Source organism: Thiomicrospira sp. (genome assembly GCF_036568485.1).
Classification (GTDB): domain Bacteria; phylum Pseudomonadota; class Gammaproteobacteria; order Thiomicrospirales; family Thiomicrospiraceae; genus Thiomicrospira.
Genome location: NZ_DATCSL010000077.1, coordinates 21,771 through 43,939 on the forward strand (window position 1 = coordinate 21,771; position 22,169 = coordinate 43,939).

Below are 22,169 nucleotides of genomic sequence, written 5' to 3' on the forward strand. Positions count from 1 at the left end.
GCCCTATAAATCATCGGTAAGGCCCAGTCGGATGCTATAATGGGACACATTATAAGTAGGCGATTGCAAGCTAAAATGCGCCGTTTAGAGCTCAATATTTGTGCCTAAATTTAATTTATTCTGTTTGATAGAGATCTTGGAGATAAGCGATGTTGATGTTGATTTCCCCGGCTAAAGCCTTGGACGAGTCCGCTCGACCAGCCAATCTAAATTTTACCCACGCTGATTTTTTAAGCCAATCGGCTGAATTAATGCAAGTTGTAAAACCTCTCGAACCCAATGAATTGAGTCAATTGATGCATATTAGTGATGATTTAGCGCAATTGAATTTTGATCGCAACCAGGCCTGGTGCAAGCCAACTGAAAATGATGGCGTGTCAAAACAAGCGGTGCTTATGTTTAAAGGCGATGTGTATCAAGGCTTGGATGCGGGCAGTTTAGATAAAAAAGGTTTGGATTATGCTCAAACCCACTTGCGTATTTTGTCGGGTTTATATGGCTTGTTAAAACCTTTGGATTTAATGCGACCTTATCGTTTAGAAATGGGGACTAAGCTGGCGAATCCGCAAGGCAAAGATTTGTATGCCTTTTGGGGCGACAGTCTGACCAAGGCCCTGAATAAAACGCTTGTACAAGCCGGTAAGCCAGTGGTGAATTTGGCGTCGAATGAGTATTTTAAAGCGATCAAACCCAAGTTGTTAGATGCACCGGTTGTGACGCCTATATTTAAGGATTTAAAAAAGGGTGAATATAAAATCATCAGTTTTTACGCTAAAAAGGCGCGGGGTTTAATGGTGCGTTATGCGATTGATCATCAGCTTGAAAATGCGGAAGATTTGAAATATTTTGACTATGCTGGTTATAAATTTGCCCCGCAGCTGTCATCGGAAAAAGATTGGGTATTTACGCGAGACTCGGCAGACTAATGAAGTTTGAAGCGTTGCCGGTGCATAGCTGGCAACGCATCGCGTTACTGGGTTTAATGGGACTTAAACAACTCATCAATATCAGCTGCACTAAAACGTTCGTGATAGTTACACATATCGTTAAAAACCACAATTTCGCCTTCATCCGCTAAAATTTGGCGGGCTTCCTCTTCACCTAATGACTGAATCATTGCTGCGACACGTTGACGGTCTTGCACGCATTCGTATTGAACGGGTTTAGGTTCGTAAAGCTCAACGAGTTCTTCATGGAACAAACGTGTCAGTAGGATAGGGGTATCCAGGTCTAATAATTCATCAGGTTTAAGGGTGTTTGCCAGGTGACTAATTCGATCCCACGCATCTTCGTCTTGTGAATCTGTCTGGGGCATTTTTTGCAAGTACAATCCACCAATCGCCTGTTCACTCACTTCAAGTGATAACTTTGAGTCTAGCTGTTCAGATTGGCTTAAAAAGTTCTGCAAGGCCTCAATTAAATGTTCGCCTTCGCGTGGCACATAAGACTGATATAAATGATCGGTTAAGCTGTTTTCGAGTGTGACCAGTATTTGGCCTTCGCCAAGTAGTTGATTTGCCGAAAGCTGATCCGTAATGGGAGCATTGGTTTTAGCGAGCCCTTTGAGTTTGAGTTCATGCGTAACTTCGACTACAAGCAAATTGACAGGCCCTTGACCTTGGACTTGCAAAATAATGCGCCCAGGATGTTTTAAACCGTTTGCCAGTAAAGCGGCAAAACCTGTGAGTTCGCCTAATAGTTTAATCAATACTGGCGGGTAATGGCGATCCGCAAGCATTGACTGCCAGGCCTGGTGCAAATGAATATGCTGGCCACGAATATCGTGTTCTTGAAATAAAAAGCGTTGAATCGCATCTGTTTGTGAGCGCGTTATGCTGTCATGCTTCATTGAATTCACCTTTTGCTTGTAAATCGGCATGGTAAGACGAGCGCACCATCGGGCCGCAAGCCACATGGCTAAAGCCCAATTCGTAAGCCTGTGTTTCGAGCTGCTTGAATTCGTCCGGCGTCCAATAACGTTCCACCGCTAAGTGGTGGAGGCTCGGTTGCAAATATTGGCCGACCGTCAGCATGTCAACTTGGTGGGCGCGTAGATCTTTTAGCACCTGAACCATTTCATCAAAGCTTTCACCTAACCCGACCATTAAACCGGATTTAGTTTTGACTTGAGGGTTGGTTTGTTTAAAGCGTTGCAGCAAATCAAGCGAGGCTTGATAGTTCGCCCCTGGGCGAGCTTGTTCGTATAAGCTCGGTACGGTTTCAAGGTTGTGATTTAATACGTCGGGCGGGCTGAGACTTAAGGTTTCAAGCGCCACACTTAAGCGGCCACGAAAATCCGGTACTAGGGTTTCGATTTCGGTTTGTGGGGCGTGCTGGCGCACAGCTTGGATACAGTCAAGGAAGTGTTGTGCGCCGCCATCGCGCAAATCATCACGATCCACTGAGGTGATAACGACATATTTAAGTCGCATCGCTTGAATGGTTTTAGCCATGTGCATAGGTTCATTACTATCCAGCGGCTTTGGGCGACCATGGGTCACATCGCAGAAGGGGCATTTACGTGTGCAGATGTCCCCCATGATCATAAAGGTGGCGGTGCCGTGGCCGAAACACTCACCCAGATTTGGACAAGAAGCTTCTTCACAAACGGTATGCAGCTTATTTTCGCGTAATATGCTTTTGAGTTCAGCGATGCGGTGAATATCTTTAGCTTTGGGAAGCTTGGCACGAATCCAGTTGGGTTTTGCAAGACGTTCACGCTCAGGATCGGGGCGGTGTTTAAGTGATTTGGTTTTATATTCGCCTTTGCTCATCGCGGCATTACGCGCTTTTAAACCAGTAATCTGATCCAAGGATATTTCTTGTATTTGCTGCATGTTTTCACCAGAACAACCGATCTAATCGAATCGGGTTGTGTTTATTCGTTGTTTAATGGATGGCTTATTATAGGCCAATTTAACAAGCCGTGCTGAATGCGATCTACCAGGCCTGGTGCAAGGCTTTCAACCGTTTGCGTGGGGTCAAACTGACTCACTTGGGTCATTTGCATGCCATTGAGGCCACAAGGGGTAATACGTTCAAACGGCCTTAAATCCATATTTACATTTAAGGCCAGGCCGTGATAACTGCATTGGCGCTTGATTTTTAGACCCAGAGAGGCAATTTTTTGACCTTCGACATAAATGCCGGGCGCGTCTTTTCGAGACTGAGCTGAAATCCCCATGTCGGCGAGTTGGGCGATGCAGGCCTGTTCAAGCAGGCTGACGAAAGCTCTCACCCCCAGTTGACGACGCTTGAGATCAATCAGCGTATAAACTATCAATTGACCGGGGGCGTGATAAGTCACTTGACCACCGCGATCGGATTGCACCAGTGGGATGTCGCCTAAAGGTTGCTGAATATGCTCAGATTGACCATTTAGGCCTTGTGTAAACACGGGCAGATGTTCCAATATCCAAATTTGGTCGGCTGTATCAGCTTGGCGTTGAGCGGTGAAATCTTGCATGGCTTGCCAAGTGGTTTGGTAGTCTTGCAACCCTAGGTTTTTTATTTCGATTGACATCACCAGGCCTGGTGCTTGTTAAAGCGTCATAAGCACATCAGGGTGTTCGTTTAGTTCCCCGTAAATGCCGTGGATTTGATTAACGTGGGTGGCGTAAAATTTGATTTTTACGGATACAAATTTGCTGCCTTTGGATTCGTTGAGACGCAGATTATCACGACTAACATCCGGCACGTGTTTTTGAGTGATATTGAAGACCAGGTCGATAAATTCCTCGCAGTGACGTCCCATGGCTTTAAGCTCAAAGTCACAGGGGAATTCGATTAAGGTATCAATCTCTGGGTGGTGTAAATCAGTCATAGGCTTTGTTGAGGTTTAAAATTTCGTTTTTATATGTTTGATAATGTTGGCGCAATGCTTGCCAAACCGGTCCAGGTGTTCCTGATCCTACCGCTTGACCATTCAATTGTGTAATCGGCAAAGCTTCTTTAGTTGAACTGGTTAGCCAAAGCTCATCGGCTGAATTGAGTTCGTCTTGCTGAATATCTCGCTCGATCAAGTCAATATGGTGACGTTGGGCGAGTTTTTCAATCACCAGACGTGTAATGCCCGGCAAAATTTTGTGTGAGTTAGGCGGCGTGATGAGGGTTTGGTTTTTTACCATAAATAAATTACTGGCCGAACCTTCACTAACGTAACCATCCGCGCGTACCAAAATAACGTCATCAACCCCCGCGGCTTGGGCTTGGAGTTTCGCCATGACGTTGGGCAAAAGAGTTAAGGCTTTAATGTCGCAACGTAACCAGCGGATGTCTTCTAGGCTAATCACTTTAATGCCGTTTTGTATAATGTGATCCGCTACGGGTTTAAGTGGGTTGGTGTAAGCATAGACCGTTGGAACTAAGTCTTTAGCCGGCAAGTGATCACGCGGGATTTGTACACCCCGGCTGACCTGCAAGTAAATGAACTGATCGTTCCAGTCATGACGTTTTATCAACTCTTCAATCATCTCCAACCAGGCCTGGTCGCTTAAGGGGTTGGTTATCGAGGTGGCATTTAAAGAATGTTTTAGGCGGGCTAAATGCGCTGGCCATTCAAACACTTGGCGTTGATAAACCGGAATGACTTCGTATACACCGTCACCAAATAAAAACCCGCGATCCATTGGGGATACGCGGGCTTGATCCATCGGCATAAACTCGCCATCTAAATAGACGATTTGTGAGTTCATATCAGATTAGAGCCATCCGAATAGGTTTTGAAAAAATAACTTAACACGGTCAAATAATTTCTTGAAAAAAGAACCTTCTTCAATCGCAGACAAGGCAATCAAAGGCTTTTCTAACAGTACTTCATCATTTAGGTTAATGACCAATTGACCAATATTGTCACCATGTTGCACAGGCGCGTTAACTTGTGGTGGTAAAGAGGTTTCCACTTTGAGGTTTTGATACTGACCACGCGGCACGGTAACAAAGAGTTCTTCGGCTAAACCCACACCTAAGGTATCACGTTCGCCACCCCAAATACGCGCATCGACTAAGCGTTGCGAACTTTCAAATAATTTGTGAGTTTCGAAAAAACGGAATGCATAGTTAAGCAATTTTTGACTTTCTGACACACGCTGAGTTGCGCTGTCCGTTCCAACTACAATCGCAATCACGCGCATATCATTACGCTTTGCGGATGACACTAAGCAATAGCCCGCTGACTCGGTATGACCCGTTTTGAGGCCATCAACAGTCGGATCCTGCCAAAGTAAACGGTTACGGTTGTATTGGGTAATGCCGTTAAACGTAAAACGCTTTTCTGAATACCAAGGGTAAAAGTCCGGGAAATCACGAATTAAGGCTTTGGTTAGGATGCTTAAATCCCGGGCGGTTGTTAAGTGTGCCGGATCAGGTAAGCCAGTGGCATTCACAAAGTGGGTATTGGTCATGCCAAGCTGTTCGGCATACTGGTTCATAATATCGGCAAAGTTTTCTTCGGTACGTGCAATATGTTCTGCGAGCGCAACACTGGCATCATTACCCGACTGGATCACCATGCCTTTAATCAAGTCTTCAACCGATACTTGTTTACCCACTTCAATAAACATTCTCGAGCCAGGCATGCGCCAAGCTTTTTTGCTAATGGTAACCATGTCACCCATTTGGATGCGGCCCAATTTCAGCTCGTTAAACACAACATAGCCAGTCATGATTTTAGTTAAGCTCGCGGGCTCAATCTGCATGTCTGCATCTTTTTCGGTGATAATCGCGCCGCTGTGATAGTCCATCACAAAGTGCGCAGTACCAGCGATAGAAGGGGGAACGGGTGATACAAATGGTGTATTGGCGCGAGCAAGCGAGATGCTTAAAGCCAAGGCAAGTAAAACAAAAAACAGTTTGTAAAACGAAGCTTTCATAGAGGGATGGTTACCATTAATTTATTAAGTTTAATAATCAGCTTAATTTATCACAAAAGCTCGTAAATCAAAACCTTTGTCGAGGTTTTCGGTGTCAATCTGTCAACATTTTTTTGTGGGTGTGAATGGACATTAAAATGCCAAAACTGATCATGAGGGTGACCATCGAGCTCCCACCATAGCTCACGAATGGAAGTGGCAAGCCCACAACGGGCAGTAAGCCACTCACCATGCCAATGTTGACGGTGATGTAAATGAATAATGTCATGCTAAAACTTCCAGCCACTAGGCGACTGAAGTTGTCTTGAGCAAAATAGGCAATCATTAAGCCTCGAATTAACACAAAACTGTAAAGGCTTAAAAGCACCACAACACCGATTAAACCGAATTCCTCGGCAAATACAGAGAAGATAAAATCGGTGGTACTTTCTGGTAAAAACTCAAGGTGCGCCTGGGTACTTCCCATAAATCCTTTGCCATCAATGCCGCCAGAGCCTATGGCTATCTTGGATTGGATAATGTGATAACCGCTGCCGAGCGGATCGGATTCAGGATTCATAAAGGTCAAGACACGCTGTTTTTGATAGGCATGCATAAAATTCCAAGCGATCGGCATGCTGACAATAATCGCGGTTATGGCACCTAGAATAATTTTCCAGGGCAGTCCGGCAAAGAAAATAACAAACAAGCCGCTCATTGCGATCAATATCGAGGTTCCTAAGTCGGGTTGCACCACAATTAAACTGGCGGTTACAGCAATAATGACCAAGCCAATAATAAATCGGCTGGCAGGGGCCGGGAAATCGGAGTAAGCAAACAACCAGGCAACCATCATGGGTAACGCAAGCTTCATCAGTTCAGAAGGTTGAAAGCGTATAAACCCAAAGTCTAACCAGCGTTGTGCGCCTTTACCTATATCACCAAAGAGTAATACGGCGATAAGCATGATTAAGCCCGCTAAAAAAGCCCAGGGTGTAATCAGCGCAAGATTGGATGGCGAGACTTGTGCGACGGCCAGCATTAGGCCGAGTGCAAATAAAATGCGAAAACCATGTTGTTGAGTTGTTTGCCAGTCACCGCCTGATGCACTGAAAACGGTTAATAAACTGGTTGATAGCAGCAACAATAAACCAAGCAACAACCAGCCATCAATATGCAGTTTTTGTAACCAGTTTTTGGGGGTGACATAGAGTGAGTCAGTGGGCGAAGTTAGTGAGCGGATCATGTTACTGCAACTCTTTAATATAGTGGTTCATGGCTTGAATAGCGAGAGGAGCCGCGACACGTCCGCCCCCACCGGCATTTTCAACAATGACGCTGATGGCGATTTTAGGGCGGGTAACCGGGCCAAAACCGATAAATAATGAGTGATCATGTAAACGTTTATCTAACTCTTCTTCGTTGTATTCGCCGTCGTTGAGACTAAATACCTGGGCGGTGCCGGTTTTACCTGCAATTTTATAGCCGGTAATATGGCGTCCAGAGCTCCAGGCCGTCCCACGAGGAGTGTGGACCGCATCGGTCATAGCGTCAATTATATATTCCCAGTGTTCACGGCTCTTGATCGGAATTTGCTCCGGCGATTCAATGGCTTGACCTTTTAGAGCATGCGGATTAATGATCCGCCCTCGGTTTGCCAGAATAGATGTGGCTTTTGCCAGCTGCAAAGGCGTGGCTAAGTTAAAACCTTGTCCTATTGAAGAAATGATGGTTTCACCTCGGAACCAAGCCTTACCATAAGTCGCCATTTTCCACTCTTGGGATGGCAGAATGCCATTGGCTTCACCTGGGATATCAACGCCAGTCTGCGAACCAAAACCAAAGGGGGCCAGTATGTCGTGAATGGCATCAATACCCATATCCAAGCTTAGTTTGTAATAATAAGTGTCGACTGACTCTACAATTGCGCGCTTTAAATCGGACCAACCATGGCCATCACGACGCCAATTTCGATAACGACGGTTTTGGTATTCAAAATACCCTGGGTCAAATATTGACTCGGTCATGGTGGTGTAATCTTGTTCTAAAGCGCCGAGGCCAATAAAAGGTTTGGTGGTTGAACCCGGTGGATATTGGCCACGTGACGCTCGGTTAATCAGAGGCTTGTTGCGATCATGAAGTAGGGCGTTGTAATTGGCATGACTGATGCCATCGACGAACAAGTTTGGGTTATACATTGGGCTGCTGACAAAGGCTAAAATTTCACCATTTTCAGGGTCAATCGCAACGGCCGCGCCACGTCGGCCTTCGAATAGGTTTTCTAGATATTTTTGTAGTCTAATATCGATCGTTAACGTCAGGTTTTCACCCGATGTAGGCGGAATGGTTTCAAGAGTTCTGATAGTTCGGCCTTGGGCATTGGTTTCGATACGCTGTAAGCCCGGATAGCCTTGTAGCTTGTTTTCATAAAAGTGCTCAATCCCAGTTTTGCCGGTTGTTTCTGTGCCACGGTAGCGACTGCGATCAATGGTTAAATTGTCATTTTGGCTGATGCGGCCCACATAGCCCAATAAATGTACGGCTGATTTATTTTGAGTGTAGACCCGCTTAAGACGTGCATTGAGAGTTACGCCAGGAAAACGATAGCTATTAACCGCAAAACGTGCTGCTTCTGACTCATCAAGTGTATAGGGTAGGATAATCGCGCGATGACGAGGAGTGCGTTTTAGACGGCTTTTAAATTGCGCTAGGGTTTCGGCACGAATCGAGGGTAATAACTCCTGAATTGCAGTGATGACATAATCAATATCGTAAATGGATTCACGCATAAAGGACAGGGAGTAGACTGGCTGGTTATCCACTAGGACCACGCCGTTTCTGTCGTATATTTTTCCGCGCTCAGGTGCAAGGGGTTCGACTGATATGCGGTTACCTTCGGATAATCCCAGATACTGTTCGTGGTTGAACCATTGTAAATAGGCCATGCGTGCGATGAATAAACCAAATACTGTAAACACAATGAAGCCAGCAAACAATAAGCGATTGGTAAACATCGCCTTCTGTCGGATGCGAGATTGCGTTTCGTCGAACTTAAGGTTATTCATTTTGTCCGTATCTACAATGTTGAGATGCGATTAGATAATCCACGCATTAAAACCACCAGGCCTGGCCAAATAAGGGCGCTGAAAAATGGCATTAACCAGTAGAGTAGAGCCGTTTGTTCTGTTAGGGTTGGCGAAAAGAAAAACTGGTGCAATAGCTGATACGCGCCCATATAAAATCCAATCACAACACCTTGCTGCCATAAGCGATAACTGCGAAATCTTAAACGCATGCGGAGCATAAAAAAGGTCAATAACACAAAAAGTAGAGAGTGGCTGCCTAGTAAAGTTTGATACAAACCATCATAAAGCAGGCCGATTAGAAAGGCAGTAATTAAGTGCGTGTTACGTAGCAGCTGTACACTCCAAAACAACACCAGCATTAAGCCAAGTGGTGGCAAAATGATAAGCAGGGGTTCTCTGAGGGCGAATATATTAAAAATAATCCCCATTAAGTAGCTGCTGATTACCAACCAGCGAACTTGGTGTAATTCGATTTCTTGGTATTTATCACTCATGTTCGTCTCGCGAATTGGATAGCACTAACACTTCATAGCTACTATTAATATCACTCAAAGGCTTAGCTTTAATGGTCAGATAGCTCATGCCAGGGCTATGAATGACTTGAGTGACTTCGGCGGCGGGATAGCCTGACGGAAACACACCACCCAGTCCAGAGGTGACAAGGATATCGCCTACCTCGACTCGACTGGATAATGGAACAAAGTCGAGGTTAAGTTTGTCATGTCCTAAACCTGTTAAGATACCGCGCTGTCCAGTTCTTTGTACACGTACTGGTAATTGATGATCTGGATCAGTAATCAGTAACACTCGGCTAGAGGTAGGGGTGAGACTGGTTACTTGTCCGAGTACGCCATAAGCATCAATAATTGCTTGATTGGTTTTTACGCCGTCCATGCTGCCTTTGTTGATGGTTAGGTATTGAGAAACTGGACTGGAACTATAATAAAGCACGCTTGCGACACGCAGTGATTGCGCACTCATACGTCCGGTCGTGCCTAATAAGCGCTGCAGACGATCCAACTCAAGTTCTAAGCTGTCGAGACGTTGCAGACGCGCTTTAAGCATTAAGTTTTCGGTTTTAACTTGGAGTAGTTCGTTTTCAAGTAAGGCTAGATCGGTTACACCTTGCATGTACCAATGGTGGACTTGGACCGGTAAATCAGCCACTCTTTCAAGTGGCTCAAGGGTCGAGGTGATCACATTACGGAACGACCCCATATATTGACCATAGTAGTCAGAGGCCATTAAGAAAATGCTTAAGATGAATACCGTAACAAAGTGGAGTCCATCTTGCTGAGGCGGTGTGGCGTTAAGGCTAATGGGAAAGCTCCTAGCTTAATTAAGGCACGAAATTAATCGTGCGAAAATACGTCCATACCTTTTTCATCCATTAACTCTAGCGCACGTCCACCACCACGAGCCACACAAGTAAGTGGGTCGTCAGCGACAATCACTGGAACACCCGTTTCTTCACTTAAGCGTGTGCTTAGGTTGCGAAGTAAAGAACCACCGCCAGTTAGGACTATGCCGTGTTCAGCTACATCGGCACCTAACTCTGGTGGCGTGCGCTCAAGTGCACTGCGAACCGCACCAACGATCGCAGATAAAGGCTCTTGTAAGGCTTCTAAGATTTCGTTGCTGTTTAATACGAAACTTCTAGGTACACCTTCGGCTAAATTACGACCACGAACTTCAATGGTTTTTGGCTCGGGCTCATAGTAAGCGGTGCCGATTTCATGCTTGATTTTTTCAGCACTGGCTTCGCCAATTAACATGCCATAGTTACGGCGAACAAACTTAATGATGGCGTCATCAAAGCGGTCGCCACCGACTTTAACCGAATCTGAATACACAATGCCATTTAAGGAAAGGGTTGCGACTTCGGTTGTACCGCCACCGATATCAACGACCATCGAACCACTGGCTTCACTCACTGGCATGCCCGCACCGATTGCGGCGGCCATAGGTTCTTCGATTAAGAAAACTTGACGAGCACCAGCCCCAGCAGCTGACTCACGAATGGCACGACGTTCGACTTGCGTGGAGCCGCATGGCACACAAACTAATACGCGCGGACTAGGCTGGAAGAATTTGGCTTCATGTACTTTACGAATAAAAGCTTGAAGCATTTTTTCAGTTACATGGAAGTCAGCAATTACGCCATCTTTAAGTGGACGGATCGCTTGAATATTGCCTGGCGTACGACCTAACATTTGTTTCGCTTCATTCCCCACCGCAACAATACTCCGGTTTCCGCGCCCGTTATCACGAATGGCAACAACCGAAGGCTCGTTTAGAAGAATGCCTTGTCCGCGTGCGTAAATTAGAGTGTTGGCGGTGCCAAGGTCAATAGAGAGATCGTTAGAGAAAAGGCCGAGAATTTTACGAAACATGAGTTTATCCTAAAAAGGTTCAAAATTAGTGCTGGTATTTTATACCAAATAAAAACGGATTTTTTATAATTTGCATGTCAAATATAACAAAAACGCCAGGTTTTTGAAGCTTTTGTGCAAAGTGTCCGTTTTTGGTGGTTATGCGGGCTTTTGTCCGCGGCAAATTTTGTACGAATTGCGCATCTGTGGTAACTTATAATGCTTTTGCGATTGAGTCAACATGAAAGGAAATCTTAAGTCAAACTGGGCTATATTGAGGTTTCTGAGTGGTTCGTTCGTTTTAAGTAAATGATTCGACCCTTATCACGACCCAAATCGATCAATAATTCGCATGATTTTTAGGAGTAGACGGTGTCTTTGCAAGTCTCTGAAGTTAAGAAGATCGCCCAGTTGGCGGCGATTGCAGTCGAACCGGCCGAGTTCGAGGTGGTTGGAAAAAAATTATCCAATATATTAGACGTGTTCGCCCAATTGGAAAAAGCCGATACTTCGGGAATTGAACCCATGGCTCATCCATTAGATCAAACTCAACGCTTACGAGATGATTTAGTGACAGAAGATAATCAGCGTGAAAAATTTCAAGTTATTGCGCCGTCTACAGAAGCGGGACTTTATCTTGTTCCCCAAGTAATTGAGTGATAAACAACATGCATAACTTATCAATAAAAGAACTAAGTGCACTTTTGCAGAGTAAAAAAATCAGCAGTGTGGAGTTAACTCGGTATTTTTTAGACCGTATTCAAAAGCTTGACGCTGAACTTAACAGCTTTGTGACGATAACGCCCGAGTTAGCGTTACAAATGGCCGAAGTCGCCGATGCAAAGTTGGCGGCGGGTAATGCGCATCCCTTAACGGGGATTCCGATGGCACATAAAGACATTTTTTGTACTGATGGGGTAAAGACCAGCTGTGGTTCAAAAATGCTGGATAATTTTATCGCGCCGTATGATGCACACGTGGTGACTCAACTAAAAGCTTTAGATATGCCGATTTTGGGTAAAACTAATATGGATGAATTTGCGATGGGTTCATCTACTGAGTCCAGTTATTATGGCGCGACCAAAAACCCTTGGGACTTAAAAGCGGTGCCGGGTGGCTCATCTGGTGGGTCGGCGGCCGCTGTGGCTGCAGGCCTGGTACCTTTTGCTAGTGGCACTGATACGGGTGGTTCAATTCGTCAACCGGCTTCATTTTGTGGCATCAGTGGTATCAAACCGACTTATGGCGCGATTTCACGTTTTGGCATGATCTCCTACGCCTCTAGTTTTGACCAAGGTGGCCCAATGGCGCGTAGCGCGGAAGACAATGCTTGGTTATTGAATGCCATGGTTGATTTTGATGAGCGCGACTCAACCAGTCTAAAAATGGATAAGGTTGACTATACCGCGAGTTTAAATGACGCCATCAAAGGTTTGCGCATTGGTGTACCAGCTGAATATTTTGGCGAAGGACTCGACCCTGAAGTAGCTAAAGTCATTAAACAAGCAATAGCTGAGTTGGAAAAACAAGGGGCTGAATTAGTTGAAGTGCATTTACCAAATCAACACTTAGCCGTCTCGGCATACTATGTGTTAGCGCCAGCTGAAGCTTCATCTAACTTGTCACGTTTTGATGGCGTACGTTACGGCTATCGTTGCGAGAACCCACAAGATCTAAACGACTTATATACACGTTCACGTGCAGAAGGCTTTGGTGCTGAAGTAAAACGTCGAATTATGGTCGGCGCTTATGCCTTGTCGGCGGGGTACTATGATGCTTATTATTTAAAGGCGCAAAAAGTGCGTCGTTTAGTAAGAGATGACTTTACGAAAGCGTTTGAGTCTTGTGATGTGATTTTAGGCCCGGTTGCACCAACTCCAGCCTTTAATCTGGGCGAAAAAACCGATGATCCGGTGAGTATGTATTTGGCTGATTTATATACCATTCCGGTTAATTTAGCCGGTTTGCCTGCGATGTCTGTTCCCGCTGGGTTTGTTAACGAGCGTCCGGTCGGTTTGCATTTGGTCGGCCCTTATTTTAGTGAAGCTAAGATTTTAAATGTCGCGCATCAATATCAGCAAGTGACCGATTGGCATAAACAAACCCCAGAGTGGATTGAAGGTGGGAGACAAGCATGAGTTGGGAAACAGTAATTGGTCTAGAAATCCATGCACAGCTGGCGACAAAATCGAAGATTTTTTCTGGTGCTTCGACCGCCTATGGCGCGGAACCGAACACTCAAGCTTGTGCGGTAGACCTGGCTTTGCCAGGTGTGTTGCCCGTCTTAAATAAGAAAACGGTTGAAATGGCGATTGCTTTTGGTTTATCCGTGGGAGCGGAGTTGCCTAAAAAGTCAGTGTTTGCACGTAAAAATTATTTTTACCCTGATTCACCCAAGGGGTATCAAATCTCTCAGTTTGAATTGCCCGTCGTGTCAAAGGGCGCGATTGATATTCAGGTGAATGGGGAAGCCAAACGCATTGGGATTACGCGTGCACATTTAGAAGAAGATGCGGGTAAATCATTGCATGAAGATTTTCATGGCATGACCGGTATCGATTTAAACCGCTCTGGTACGCCGTTATTAGAGATTGTTTCTGAACCGGATATGCGTTCGGCCGAAGAAGCGATTGCTTACGCAAAAGCCATTCATGAATTGGTTCAATTTATAGGTATTTGTGATGGCAATATGCAAGAAGGTTCCTTCCGTGTCGATGTGAATATTTCGATTCGAAAACCGGGTGAACCTTTTGGCACACGTACTGAGCTCAAGAATATTAACTCTTTCCGTTTTATTGAAAAAGCCATTGCGTATGAGCTCGATCGCCATATTGATATTCTGGAAAGCGGCGGCAAAATTGTACAAGAAACTCGTTTATATGATGCGGACCGAGATGAAACACGCAGTATGCGTGCAAAAGAAGAAGCCAATGATTACCGTTACTTCCCGGATCCAGATTTATTGCCAGTGATCATTACAGAGGCTGATATTGAAGCGGTGCGTCAGACCCTGCCCGAATTGCCTGCCCAATTGCGTGCACGCTTTGTTGAGCAATATGGCTTATCAGATTACGACGCTCATCAGTTAACGGCTTCACGAGCGACAGCGGCTTATTATGAGGTGATGGTTAAGCAGGGTGCGGATGCCAAATTGTGCGCAAACTGGATGACAGGTGATTTATCCAAAGCATTAAACCGAGACAATTTAAGTATTGCGGACTCGCCAGTTAAGGCGGAAGCCTTGAGTGGTTTGGTGAAACGTATTATGGACAACACCATCTCAGGTAAGATTGCCAAGCAAGTGTTTGATGCAATGTGGCAAGGTGAAGGTTCAGCGGATGAAATCATTGAAAAACATGGTCTCAAACAAATTACTGATAGCGGTGCGATTGAAAAAATAGTGGATGATGTGTTGGCGGCGAATGCTGGTCAAGTGGAAGCTTATAAAAATGGTCAAGAAAAGCTATTTGGCTTTTTTGTCGGCCAGGTCATGAAGTTGTCAAAAGGTCAGGCAAATCCGGCACAGGTTAACGAGCTGTTAAAAGCAAAACTGAGTTAAAAAAGAAAAAATTTTACAGTTGGTGATTTGGCTCTTGAAAGCCCATAAAAAACCTTTATATTAGAGCAAGGTTTCGACTTTGAGTTATCAATGGCGTTTTTAACAGGAGGAAAGCAATCCATGAAACGTATCGGTTTATTTTTATTAACGAACATTGCGGTTATTGCAGTCGCATCGATTGTTCTTAGTTTGTTTGGTGTGGGTTCGACACTTCAAGCAAATGGGGTCGATTTAGACCTGGGTAATCTATTGATATTTGCGGCTGTGTTTGGTTTTGCAGGTTCATTTGTATCCTTAGCTTTATCTAAGTTCATGGCGAAGAAAATGACTGGGGCTCAAGTTATCGATAACCCAGTCTCGGCGGATGAAAAGTGGTTGGTTGAGACGGTTCATCGCTTTGCAGATAAGGCCGGCATTGGTCACCCAGAAGTAGCGGTATACAACGCGCCAGATCCTAACGCCTTTGCAACCGGTATGAGCAAAAACAATGCATTGGTGGCGGTGTCTACTGGATTGTTACGTCATATGGCGCGTAATGAGGTGGAAGCCGTTTTGGCCCACGAAGTAGCACATATTGCCAACGGTGACATGATTACGATGTCGTTGTTACAGGGCGTGGTGAACACCTTTGTTATTTTCTTCGCTCGTGTGGCTGGTCATTTTGTGGATCGAGTTATTCTGAAAAATGAAGAAGGTCATGGCATTGGGTATTTTGTCGCGTCGTTTATTTTCGAGATTATTTTTGGCATCTTGGCGAGCATTATCACCATGTGGTTCTCGCGTCGTCGTGAGTTTCATGCCGATAATGGCGGAGCTTACTTGGCCGGCAAAGAAAATATGATTGCCGCTTTGCGTCGTTTAAGTGCAATGCAGCCAGGCGAATTGCCAGATCAGTTGGCGGCATTTGGTATTTCAGATCGTCCTAGCAAGTTTGGTGCTTTGTTTATGTCGCACCCACCGCTAGAAGATCGTATCGCGGCTTTAGAAGCGACACGTCAAGAAGAGCTTAAAATCGCTTAATTGAAAAGTGAAGTAGCACAACAAAAGCACCAGGCCTGGTGCCTTTAGAAACTAAGCCCGCATAAAGCGGGCTTTTTTGTGCATAAGTTTTAGAAAGTTTTAAACGCGAGCTTGCGCTTCAGCCTGGATACGTTTAATCATGTGATACAAACCAGTGGAACGGTTAGGTGATAGATGTTGCAATAAGCCGGTTTGAGATAAAAAATCTAATGGCATGTTGATGATTTCTTCGGGTGTACGTCCAGAGTAAACACGCAATAAAACAGCAATTAAGCCTGCCACAATGGCGGCATCACTGGTGGCTTGCATATAGAGGCGACCGTCACGTTCTTCTATTTGAATCCAGACTTGTGATTGGCAACCGTGAATTCGGTTCGCTTCGGTTTTATATTCTTCAGGCATGGGGGCTAATTGTTTTCCCATGTCGATAATGTATTTATAGCGGTCTTTCCAGTTTTCAAAATAATTAAGGCGTTTAATTAGATCAGCTTGAACTTCATCAATATTGGTCGGCACTTTCGGTTCCTTTTTTAAATCAATAGGGCTAATTTTAACGGATATTGACCAGCTTGCATAACGAACTCAACTTTTAACCAAACATTGAGGCAAACTCTTGCTAAAATGGCGTTTTATAACCCTAATTGAATATGCTAATGATGCAGAGAATTTTTCGAAAAATCCGTCGCTTTTTGAGTAAAGCGTCCACTCAGTCAGCTCAAGTTACTGGTCAATCAGCGTCGCATAGAATTTCTCGTAATGATCACAAAGTCTCCCGACAATCTATCGATAAAAGTGCATTGGACGTGCTGTATGGTTTAAAACGAGCCGGTTATGATGCTTATTTAGTCGGCGGCGGCGTGCGAGATTTATTGTTAGGTTTGGAACCGAAAGATTTTGATGTGGTGACTGACGCTTCTCCTGAAGAAGTAAAATCGATTTTTAGACATAAATGTCAGTTGATTGGACGCCGCTTTCGCTTAGCACACGTTCGTTATGGTCGTCAGATTGTCGAAGTGGCCACCTTTCGAGGAGGAGATGATCAAGGTAAAGATCGTCAAGTTGATTCAGCTGGCCGTGTGTTACGTGATAATGTCTATGGTACTTTGGACGAGGATGTTTGGCGTCGAGACTTTACTGTAAACGCTTTGTACTATGATATTAAAGATTTTTCGATAGTAGATTATGTGGGTGGCCTGGCCGATATTAAAGCCGGCCAATTACGTTTGATCGGGGATCCGCAAACACGTTACAGAGAAGATCCGGTTCGGATGATTCGCGCCATACGTTTTGCTGCCAAATTGGGTTTTGCGATTGAGCCGAAAACAGAAAAACCTTTATTTGAACTCGGACCTTTATTAGAAGATGTGTCACACGCACGTATGTTTGAAGAAGTCCTCAAGCTGTTTCATAGCGGAGTGGGGGTAGATGTGTTTGAAAAGTTGCGCCACTATGATTTATTCAAACATCTTTTCCCTTTAACTGATTCCATGCTTGAAACCGAAGTGGAGCATTTCCCGCGTCAGTTGGTGATTGAATCTCTTAAAAGTACCGACAAACGCATCCAGGAAGATAAACCCGTTAATCCTGCGTTTTTATTTGCGGCCTTTTTATGGGAACCCATGATGCAACGGCGTCAGGTTCACTTGGACTCAGGTATGTCACCGCAAGATGCGATGTATGCCGCAGCCAATGATGTTTTGGAACAGCAGATTCGACGTACTTCAATTCCTAAACGCTTTACAGCACAGATCCGTGATATTTGGAGTCTTCAGTTTAGATTGTCTAAACGATTTGGCGCGCGTGCCGCGCAATTGCGGGCGCATCCTCGTTTTCGAGCGGCCTATGATTTTATCGGCATACGATTAGCAGCGGGTGAACTTGAGCTGGCTGAGCTTTTTAATTGGTGGACCGAATACCAAGAGAAAGACGCAATTGAACAAGTGGCATTTGCAAATGAGATAAAAAAACCGGCTCGAGCACCCAAAAAGCGTCGCACAGGACGTAATATGTATCGTCGAAAACGAGACTCAGATATCCGTGAATAAGACCTGGTTTCGAGTGGCGATTGGCTTAGGCAGTAACCTAGACGACCCGGCACAACAAATAAAAACGGCGGTGCAAAGTTTACAAGCCTTGGATTCTGTTCGGCAGTTTAGTATGTCAGATTTATGGCATTCAAAGCCTCAAGGCCCGCAAGATCAGCCTGACTTTGTTAACGCAGTGTGCGTGTTTGAAACTTGTTTAACACCTGAGGTTTTATTAACGAGTTTACAAGCCATTGAACAAAAGCAAGGCCGGATTAAACAGCGTCACTGGGGTGAGCGCTTAATTGATTTGGATATTTTGCTTTATGCTGACCAGCGGATCGAACAACCAGGCCTGGTGATTCCTCATCCTTATATGCACCAACGTGACTTTGTGCTGATTCCGCTGGCACAAGTTTGGCCGCAAGACCATTTACCCGGCTTAGGCAAGCTTGCAGAATTAATTGCTCAGTTAGATGATTCCTTTATTCTGCCGCCATCGTCGACTGAACCTAAAGTAAATATGTAAAGGTTAAGACATGAAACGCAATTTAGTTTACTTCCAAAGTTTAAAAAAACAGTCTCAGCCTATTGTGTGTTTAACGGCCTATGATGCCGCTTTTGCGCATTGGGCCGCCCAGGCAGAAGTAGACGTTCTGTTGGTAGGGGATTCGTTGGGTATGGTGGTGCAAGGACATCAAAATACTCTGTCCGTTAGTTTGGATGACATGGTTTATCACACCCAACTGGTGCAACGTGGTAATCAGCACCAGGCCTGGTGCATTGCAGATTTACCTTTTATGTCGGATGCAACCCTAGAGCAAGTATTGCACAGCAGTGGGCGTCTGATTAAGGAAGGCGGCGCCGATATGGTAAAACTTGAAGGCGGCACTCGCGTACTTGGTTTTGTCGATGCTTTAACTCAACTGGGTATTCCAGTTTGTGGTCATCTAGGTTTACTACCTCAGTCAGTTTTGAAAAAGGGGTATCGTGTTCAAGGTCGCAGTGAGGCCGAAGCACAACGCTTGCTTGATGAGGCTTTAGCTTTGCAAGAGGCAGGGGTGGATATGTTGGTGTTGGAGTGCGTTCCTTCTGCTTTAGCGGAGCGTATTAGCCAGTCATTGAACATTCCTGTGATTGGTATTGGCGCGGGTGCCAAAACGGATGGTCAGGTGTTGGTCGTTTACGATATTTTAGGCTTAACGCCAGGGCATACCCCTAGCTTTAGTCATAACTTTTTGCAGGGCTCTAGCAGTATTAAAGAAGCTATGGTGAGTTATGCACAAGCGGTACGACAGCGTCGTTTTCCGGCGGCGATCCATGAGATGAAAGCATGATTGAATTAAGCAGGGTTCAAGATTTACGTCAACAAGTAACCGCTTGGAAACAAGCCGGTTTGCGGGTTGGGTTTGTACCGACGATGGGTAATTTACATGCCGGTCATTTGAGCTTGATTGACCTTGCTTCCCAAAAGGCCGATCGCGTTATTAGCAGTGTGTTTGTGAATCCTTTGCAGTTTGGAGAAGGCGAGGATTATGAACGTTACCCTCGAACCTTAGAAGCCGATAAAGCAAAGTTAAGCTCGGTTAAGTGTGATGCTTTATTTGCGCCGAGTGTCGCAGAGATGTACGCACAAGGACAAACCCAAACACAGGTGTTAGCGGCGCCAAATTTGAGCAAAATTTGGGAAGGAGCAAGTCGGCCAGGTCACTTTGATGGGGTGGCTACGATTGTGGCAAAATTATTTAATCTTGTGCAGCCGGATGTGGCTATATTTGGCCAAAAAGATTATCAGCAGTGGTGTGTTTTAAATCAAATGGTCGCTGATTTAAATTGGCCAATAGAATTGATCAAAGCACCCATTCAGCGAGATTTAGATGGTTTAGCACTGAGTTCGCGAAATCAATTTCTAAATCAAACTCAACGTAAAATTGCCCCTAGGTTATACTTAGAGTTACAGCAAATCGCCCATGCTATTACAAGTGATGAGCGGGTTGATTTTAATGTTTTGTTACAGGCCGCTAAGCAAAACTTACTTGATCAGGGTTTTGATCAAGTAGATTACATTGCCATCGTGGATCCGTTGAGTTTACAGGCGCTCAAACAACGCCAAGACACTATGACGATATTGGCTGTCGCGCGGCTGGGTTCGACGCGCTTACTGGATAATATAGAGCTTGATTTGCGTTAATATTTAACCTAAATCGAGTAACAAGGTTGGTTGGCAACACCTAAACCTCAAGAGGGTGTGTATAGATGAGTTTTTCAACTCTTATCGGTTTATTAGCCGGCATCGTCATTATTACCATGGCGATGTCGTCCGGTTCATCTCTTAACTTATTTTTTAATATTCCTGGTCTGATGATTGTGGTAGGTGGCACCCTTGCTGCGACCATGATTCGTTTTTCAATGGCCGATAGCTTTGCGGCTATTGGTGTGTCTTTTAAAGCGGTTAAGATTCGAAGTGAAACGCGTGATTTGTCAGATTTAATTGACTTAACGGAGGATTTAATTCGTTTGTCGCGAAAAGGCGGGATGCTCGCTTTAGAAAATAAAGAAATTGATAATGCGTTTTATCAAGATGGCGTGCGAATGTTGGTGGATGGCTACGACGCCGATTTGGTACAAAAAACGCTCAAAGAAAAAAGCAGTTTATTTAATGAAGTTGCCGAAACCAGTTCAGGCGTATTCCGTGCGATTGGCGAAGCCGCACCCGCGTTTGGAATGATTGGTACGCTGGTGGGCTTAATTCAAATGTTAGCCTATTTAAGTGACCCAGAAACGATTGGCCCAGCGATGGCGGTGGCCTTATTAACGACTTTGTACGGCGCTTTGATTGCTAACTTATTTGCGTTGCCTATGGCGGATAAGATTGAATCTTGGGCGCATGATGAGTCCTACCGTCAACACATGATTATTGATGCCATTAATTGCATTGCCAATGGTGTCAATCCAGCCATTATGCGAGATTTATTGCACTCTTATCTGGAAGCAGGGGCCTCCAAAAAGGTTGAAAATGCCTAAGAAGTTTCGTCAAAAAATGCCTTGGTTGGTGACCTATGCGGATATGGCGACGCTTTTACTGGCATTTTTTGTATTGCTTTACACGGTTTCTAAGGTTGATCAACACCGTTACGAGCAGATTGTTCGTTCATTAACGGAGACTTTGACTCAATCGGCCGAGTTATCGCTGGTTCAGGAGTCCTATTTTCGTCCGATTGCACCGCCTATTTTTGATATGGGTTCGGATAATCGACCTGTGAGTTCATTGTTAGAAATATATGAATCCTTGAAAGCGACTTATCGTGAAGAAGTGGATCAGCAACAATTACAAATGTCATTTGATCCAGATAAACAACGAATTCAATTAGTTTTTCCTGAGTTGGTGGCATTTGACTTAGGCAGCGCGGATTTGCAGCCACGCTTTATAGCCATGTTGCGTAAGTTTTCTAATTTATTACGTGGGAATGTTCAGGTTAAAGTGGTGGGACACAGTGATCGACTACCAATTATTGGCGGGCGTTTTCGTTCTAATTGGGAGTTGTCAGGCGCACGCGCAGCCGCTGTTATTGAACAATTTATTCGAGATGGTGTGATTCATCCTCAGCAGGCGATGGCTATAGGTTTAGCCGATACGCAACCTATTTCTAAAGGTACAGAAATGGCGGATTATGCGTTGAATCGACGCGTGGAGATTTTGATTGAGCCCTTGCCGAGCAAATAGAAGATTAATTGAGGAGCTGAACAGTCAGTACCAGGCCTGGTACTGACGTTTATATAGTAAGCAGGCTATTGTTATACAGCGGTTTTTAGTTGCTTAGGTATAAAATTGCGTGTATGACTGATCGCATTGTCGCCATCTACATACACTAAAACAGGCTGATAACTTTCGGCTTGTTTTTCATCTAGCATGCAGTAGGTGGCGATAATTAATAGATCGCCCGGATCAGCTTTATGCGCGGCGGCACCATTTACTGAGATAATGCCGGAGTTATTTTCTGCACGGATTGCGTAGGTCGTAAAACGTTCGCCGTTGCGAATGTTATAAATTTGGATTTGTTCATACTCACGGATACCAGCGGTATCAAGCAGATGACCGTCAATCGCGCATGAGCCTTCATAGTCCAACTCTGAGTGGGTTGTCGTCACTCGATGAATTTTGGATTTTAGTAGGGTAATTTGCATGCTATTTCTCGTTATCCGTTTATTAGTTCAAGCCTTTCGACCTAAGTTGGGGACACATTATACTCGAAACCTTA

24 protein-coding genes are annotated in these 22,169 nt (G+C 44.8%); 11 read left to right on the forward strand and 13 right to left on the reverse strand.

Features of this window, described 5'->3' with window-relative positions:
• Positions 1 to 149: 149 nt before the first annotated feature.
• Positions 150 to 926, forward strand: coding sequence for a peroxide stress protein YaaA (yaaA, locus tag VIM91_RS07750; protein ID WP_331864248.1), 777 nt, complete (start codon positions 150 to 152; stop codon positions 924 to 926).
• Between the two features lie 53 nt (positions 927 to 979).
• Here the strand turns inward: yaaA and VIM91_RS07755 are convergent, their stop codons facing one another.
• The 11 genes from VIM91_RS07755 to VIM91_RS07805 form a co-directional block, all read right to left on the reverse strand.
• On the reverse strand, positions 980 to 1,849 hold the full coding sequence (locus VIM91_RS07755) for an Hsp33 family molecular chaperone HslO (RefSeq protein ID WP_331864249.1): 870 nt from the start codon (positions 1,847 to 1,849) through the stop codon (positions 980 to 982).
• The gene (gene lipA / locus VIM91_RS07760) at positions 1,839 to 2,837 is read right to left on the reverse strand and encodes a lipoyl synthase (RefSeq protein WP_331864250.1); all 999 of its coding nucleotides are present in this window, start codon (positions 2,835 to 2,837) and stop codon (positions 1,839 to 1,841) included. The genes VIM91_RS07755 and lipA overlap by 11 nt, the downstream gene beginning before the upstream one ends.
• A 41-nt stretch (positions 2,838 to 2,878) precedes the next feature.
• Positions 2,879 to 3,523: a lipoyl(octanoyl) transferase LipB gene (gene lipB, locus VIM91_RS07765; RefSeq protein WP_331864251.1), complete on the reverse strand. Its 645-nt coding sequence runs from the start codon at positions 3,521 to 3,523 to the stop codon at positions 2,879 to 2,881.
• Positions 3,524 to 3,541: 18 nt separating this feature from the next.
• On the reverse strand, positions 3,542 to 3,823 hold the full coding sequence (locus VIM91_RS07770) for a DUF493 domain-containing protein (RefSeq protein WP_331864252.1): 282 nt from the start codon (positions 3,821 to 3,823) through the stop codon (positions 3,542 to 3,544).
• Positions 3,816 to 4,694, reverse strand: a complete 879-nt coding sequence (locus tag VIM91_RS07775) for a D-amino acid aminotransferase (RefSeq protein WP_331864253.1) — start codon at positions 4,692 to 4,694, stop codon at positions 3,816 to 3,818. Before VIM91_RS07775 ends, VIM91_RS07770 begins: the two co-directional genes overlap by 8 nt.
• Positions 4,695 to 4,700: 6 nt before the next feature.
• Positions 4,701 to 5,870 carry a D-alanyl-D-alanine carboxypeptidase family protein gene (locus tag VIM91_RS07780; protein WP_331864254.1) on the reverse strand — a complete coding sequence of 390 codons (1,170 nt, stop codon included), beginning with the start codon at positions 5,868 to 5,870 and terminating at the stop codon, positions 4,701 to 4,703.
• A 94-nt stretch (positions 5,871 to 5,964) separates the two neighbouring features.
• Positions 5,965 to 7,095, reverse strand: coding sequence for a rod shape-determining protein RodA (gene rodA, locus VIM91_RS07785; protein WP_331864255.1), 1,131 nt, complete (start codon positions 7,093 to 7,095; stop codon positions 5,965 to 5,967).
• A 1-nt stretch (position 7,096) separates the two neighbouring features.
• Complete coding sequence (gene mrdA, locus VIM91_RS07790) at positions 7,097 to 8,914, reverse strand: penicillin-binding protein 2 (RefSeq protein WP_331864256.1); 1,818 nt, start codon at positions 8,912 to 8,914, stop codon at positions 7,097 to 7,099.
• Positions 8,915 to 8,925: 11 nt separating this feature from the next.
• Positions 8,926 to 9,429 carry a rod shape-determining protein MreD gene (mreD, locus tag VIM91_RS07795; RefSeq protein ID WP_331864257.1) on the reverse strand — a complete coding sequence of 168 codons (504 nt, stop codon included), beginning with the start codon at positions 9,427 to 9,429 and terminating at the stop codon, positions 8,926 to 8,928.
• On the reverse strand, positions 9,422 to 10,180 hold the full coding sequence (mreC, locus tag VIM91_RS07800; protein WP_331864258.1) for a rod shape-determining protein MreC: 759 nt from the start codon (positions 10,178 to 10,180) through the stop codon (positions 9,422 to 9,424). The genes mreD and mreC overlap by 8 nt, the downstream gene beginning before the upstream one ends.
• A 107-nt stretch (positions 10,181 to 10,287) precedes the next feature.
• Positions 10,288 to 11,328 carry a rod shape-determining protein gene (locus VIM91_RS07805; protein WP_029935495.1) on the reverse strand — a complete coding sequence of 347 codons (1,041 nt, stop codon included), beginning with the start codon at positions 11,326 to 11,328 and terminating at the stop codon, positions 10,288 to 10,290.
• A gap of 351 nt (positions 11,329 to 11,679) precedes the next feature.
• Here VIM91_RS07805 and gatC point away from each other — a divergent pair, with 351 nt between their 5' ends.
• The 4 genes from gatC to htpX all read left to right on the forward strand — a co-directional run bounded on the left by gatC (position 11,680) and on the right by htpX (position 15,886).
• A complete protein-coding gene (gatC, locus tag VIM91_RS07810; RefSeq protein WP_331864259.1) occupies positions 11,680 to 11,967 on the forward strand; it encodes an Asp-tRNA(Asn)/Glu-tRNA(Gln) amidotransferase subunit GatC in 288 nt (95 codons plus the stop codon).
• A gap of 8 nt (positions 11,968 to 11,975) precedes the next feature.
• The gene (gene gatA, locus VIM91_RS07815) at positions 11,976 to 13,445 is read left to right on the forward strand and encodes an Asp-tRNA(Asn)/Glu-tRNA(Gln) amidotransferase subunit GatA (protein WP_331864260.1); all 1,470 of its coding nucleotides are present in this window, start codon (positions 11,976 to 11,978) and stop codon (positions 13,443 to 13,445) included.
• Complete coding sequence (gatB, locus tag VIM91_RS07820; protein ID WP_331864261.1) at positions 13,442 to 14,866, forward strand: Asp-tRNA(Asn)/Glu-tRNA(Gln) amidotransferase subunit GatB; 1,425 nt, start codon at positions 13,442 to 13,444, stop codon at positions 14,864 to 14,866. Before gatA ends, gatB begins: the two co-directional genes overlap by 4 nt.
• Positions 14,867 to 14,986: 120 nt before the next feature.
• Positions 14,987 to 15,886: a protease HtpX gene (htpX, locus tag VIM91_RS07825; RefSeq protein ID WP_331864262.1), complete on the forward strand. Its 900-nt coding sequence runs from the start codon at positions 14,987 to 14,989 to the stop codon at positions 15,884 to 15,886.
• Between the two features lie 99 nt (positions 15,887 to 15,985).
• Here htpX and VIM91_RS07830 read toward each other — a convergent pair whose 3' ends face one another.
• On the reverse strand, positions 15,986 to 16,402 hold the full coding sequence (locus VIM91_RS07830; protein ID WP_331864263.1) for a SufE family protein: 417 nt from the start codon (positions 16,400 to 16,402) through the stop codon (positions 15,986 to 15,988).
• Positions 16,403 to 16,539: 137 nt separating this feature from the next.
• Between VIM91_RS07830 and pcnB the strand changes: the two genes are divergently transcribed.
• The 6 genes from pcnB (at position 16,540) to VIM91_RS07860 (ending at position 21,634) form a co-directional block, all read left to right on the forward strand.
• Entirely contained in the window at positions 16,540 to 17,931 is a 1,392-nt protein-coding gene (gene pcnB / locus VIM91_RS07835) for a polynucleotide adenylyltransferase PcnB (protein ID WP_331864264.1), read from the forward strand.
• The gene (gene folK / locus VIM91_RS07840; protein WP_331864265.1) at positions 17,924 to 18,439 is read left to right on the forward strand and encodes a 2-amino-4-hydroxy-6-hydroxymethyldihydropteridine diphosphokinase; all 516 of its coding nucleotides are present in this window, start codon (positions 17,924 to 17,926) and stop codon (positions 18,437 to 18,439) included. Before pcnB ends, folK begins: the two co-directional genes overlap by 8 nt.
• A 10-nt stretch (positions 18,440 to 18,449) precedes the next feature.
• Complete coding sequence (panB, locus tag VIM91_RS07845) at positions 18,450 to 19,247, forward strand: 3-methyl-2-oxobutanoate hydroxymethyltransferase (protein ID WP_331864266.1); 798 nt, start codon at positions 18,450 to 18,452, stop codon at positions 19,245 to 19,247.
• A complete protein-coding gene (panC, locus tag VIM91_RS07850; RefSeq protein ID WP_331864267.1) occupies positions 19,244 to 20,101 on the forward strand; it encodes a pantoate--beta-alanine ligase in 858 nt (285 codons plus the stop codon). Before panB ends, panC begins: the two co-directional genes overlap by 4 nt.
• A 65-nt stretch (positions 20,102 to 20,166) precedes the next feature.
• A complete protein-coding gene (locus VIM91_RS07855) occupies positions 20,167 to 20,934 on the forward strand; it encodes a motility protein A (RefSeq protein ID WP_331864268.1) in 768 nt (255 codons plus the stop codon).
• Entirely contained in the window at positions 20,927 to 21,634 is a 708-nt protein-coding gene (locus VIM91_RS07860) for a flagellar motor protein MotB (RefSeq protein WP_331864269.1), read from the forward strand. The genes VIM91_RS07855 and VIM91_RS07860 overlap by 8 nt, the downstream gene beginning before the upstream one ends.
• Before the next feature lie 71 nt (positions 21,635 to 21,705).
• On the opposite strand, the gene panD is transcribed toward VIM91_RS07860, so the two are convergent.
• Entirely contained in the window at positions 21,706 to 22,095 is a 390-nt protein-coding gene (gene panD, locus VIM91_RS07865; protein ID WP_331864270.1) for an aspartate 1-decarboxylase, read from the reverse strand.
• Positions 22,096 to 22,169 lie beyond the last annotated feature (74 nt).

Coding starts and splice junctions, on each gene's coding strand:
- yaaA (WP_331864248.1), top strand. CDS start 150: ATGTTGATGTTGATTTCCCCGGCTAAAGCCTTGGACGAGTCCGCTCGA.
- VIM91_RS07755 (WP_331864249.1), bottom strand. CDS start 1,849: ATGAAGCATGACAGCATAACGCGCTCACAAACAGATGCGATTCAACGC.
- lipA (WP_331864250.1), bottom strand. CDS start 2,837: ATGCAGCAAATACAAGAAATATCCTTGGATCAGATTACTGGTTTAAAA.
- lipB (WP_331864251.1), bottom strand. CDS start 3,523: ATGTCAATCGAAATAAAAAACCTAGGGTTGCAAGACTACCAAACCACT.
- VIM91_RS07770 (WP_331864252.1), bottom strand. CDS start 3,823: ATGACTGATTTACACCACCCAGAGATTGATACCTTAATCGAATTCCCC.
- VIM91_RS07775 (WP_331864253.1), bottom strand. CDS start 4,694: ATGAACTCACAAATCGTCTATTTAGATGGCGAGTTTATGCCGATGGAT.
- VIM91_RS07780 (WP_331864254.1), bottom strand. CDS start 5,870: ATGAAAGCTTCGTTTTACAAACTGTTTTTTGTTTTACTTGCCTTGGCT.
- rodA (WP_331864255.1), bottom strand. CDS start 7,095: ATGATCCGCTCACTAACTTCGCCCACTGACTCACTCTATGTCACCCCC.
- mrdA (WP_331864256.1), bottom strand. CDS start 8,914: ATGAATAACCTTAAGTTCGACGAAACGCAATCTCGCATCCGACAGAAG.
- mreD (WP_331864257.1), bottom strand. CDS start 9,429: ATGAGTGATAAATACCAAGAAATCGAATTACACCAAGTTCGCTGGTTG.
- mreC (WP_331864258.1), bottom strand. CDS start 10,180: ATGGCCTCTGACTACTATGGTCAATATATGGGGTCGTTCCGTAATGTG.
- VIM91_RS07805 (WP_029935495.1), bottom strand. CDS start 11,328: ATGTTTCGTAAAATTCTCGGCCTTTTCTCTAACGATCTCTCTATTGAC.
- gatA (WP_331864260.1), top strand. CDS start 11,976: ATGCATAACTTATCAATAAAAGAACTAAGTGCACTTTTGCAGAGTAAA.
- gatB (WP_331864261.1), top strand. CDS start 13,442: ATGAGTTGGGAAACAGTAATTGGTCTAGAAATCCATGCACAGCTGGCG.
- htpX (WP_331864262.1), top strand. CDS start 14,987: ATGAAACGTATCGGTTTATTTTTATTAACGAACATTGCGGTTATTGCA.
- pcnB (WP_331864264.1), top strand. CDS start 16,540: ATGATGCAGAGAATTTTTCGAAAAATCCGTCGCTTTTTGAGTAAAGCG.
- panB (WP_331864266.1), top strand. CDS start 18,450: ATGAAACGCAATTTAGTTTACTTCCAAAGTTTAAAAAAACAGTCTCAG.
- panC (WP_331864267.1), top strand. CDS start 19,244: ATGATTGAATTAAGCAGGGTTCAAGATTTACGTCAACAAGTAACCGCT.
- VIM91_RS07855 (WP_331864268.1), top strand. CDS start 20,167: ATGAGTTTTTCAACTCTTATCGGTTTATTAGCCGGCATCGTCATTATT.
- VIM91_RS07860 (WP_331864269.1), top strand. CDS start 20,927: ATGCCTAAGAAGTTTCGTCAAAAAATGCCTTGGTTGGTGACCTATGCG.
- panD (WP_331864270.1), bottom strand. CDS start 22,095: ATGCAAATTACCCTACTAAAATCCAAAATTCATCGAGTGACGACAACC.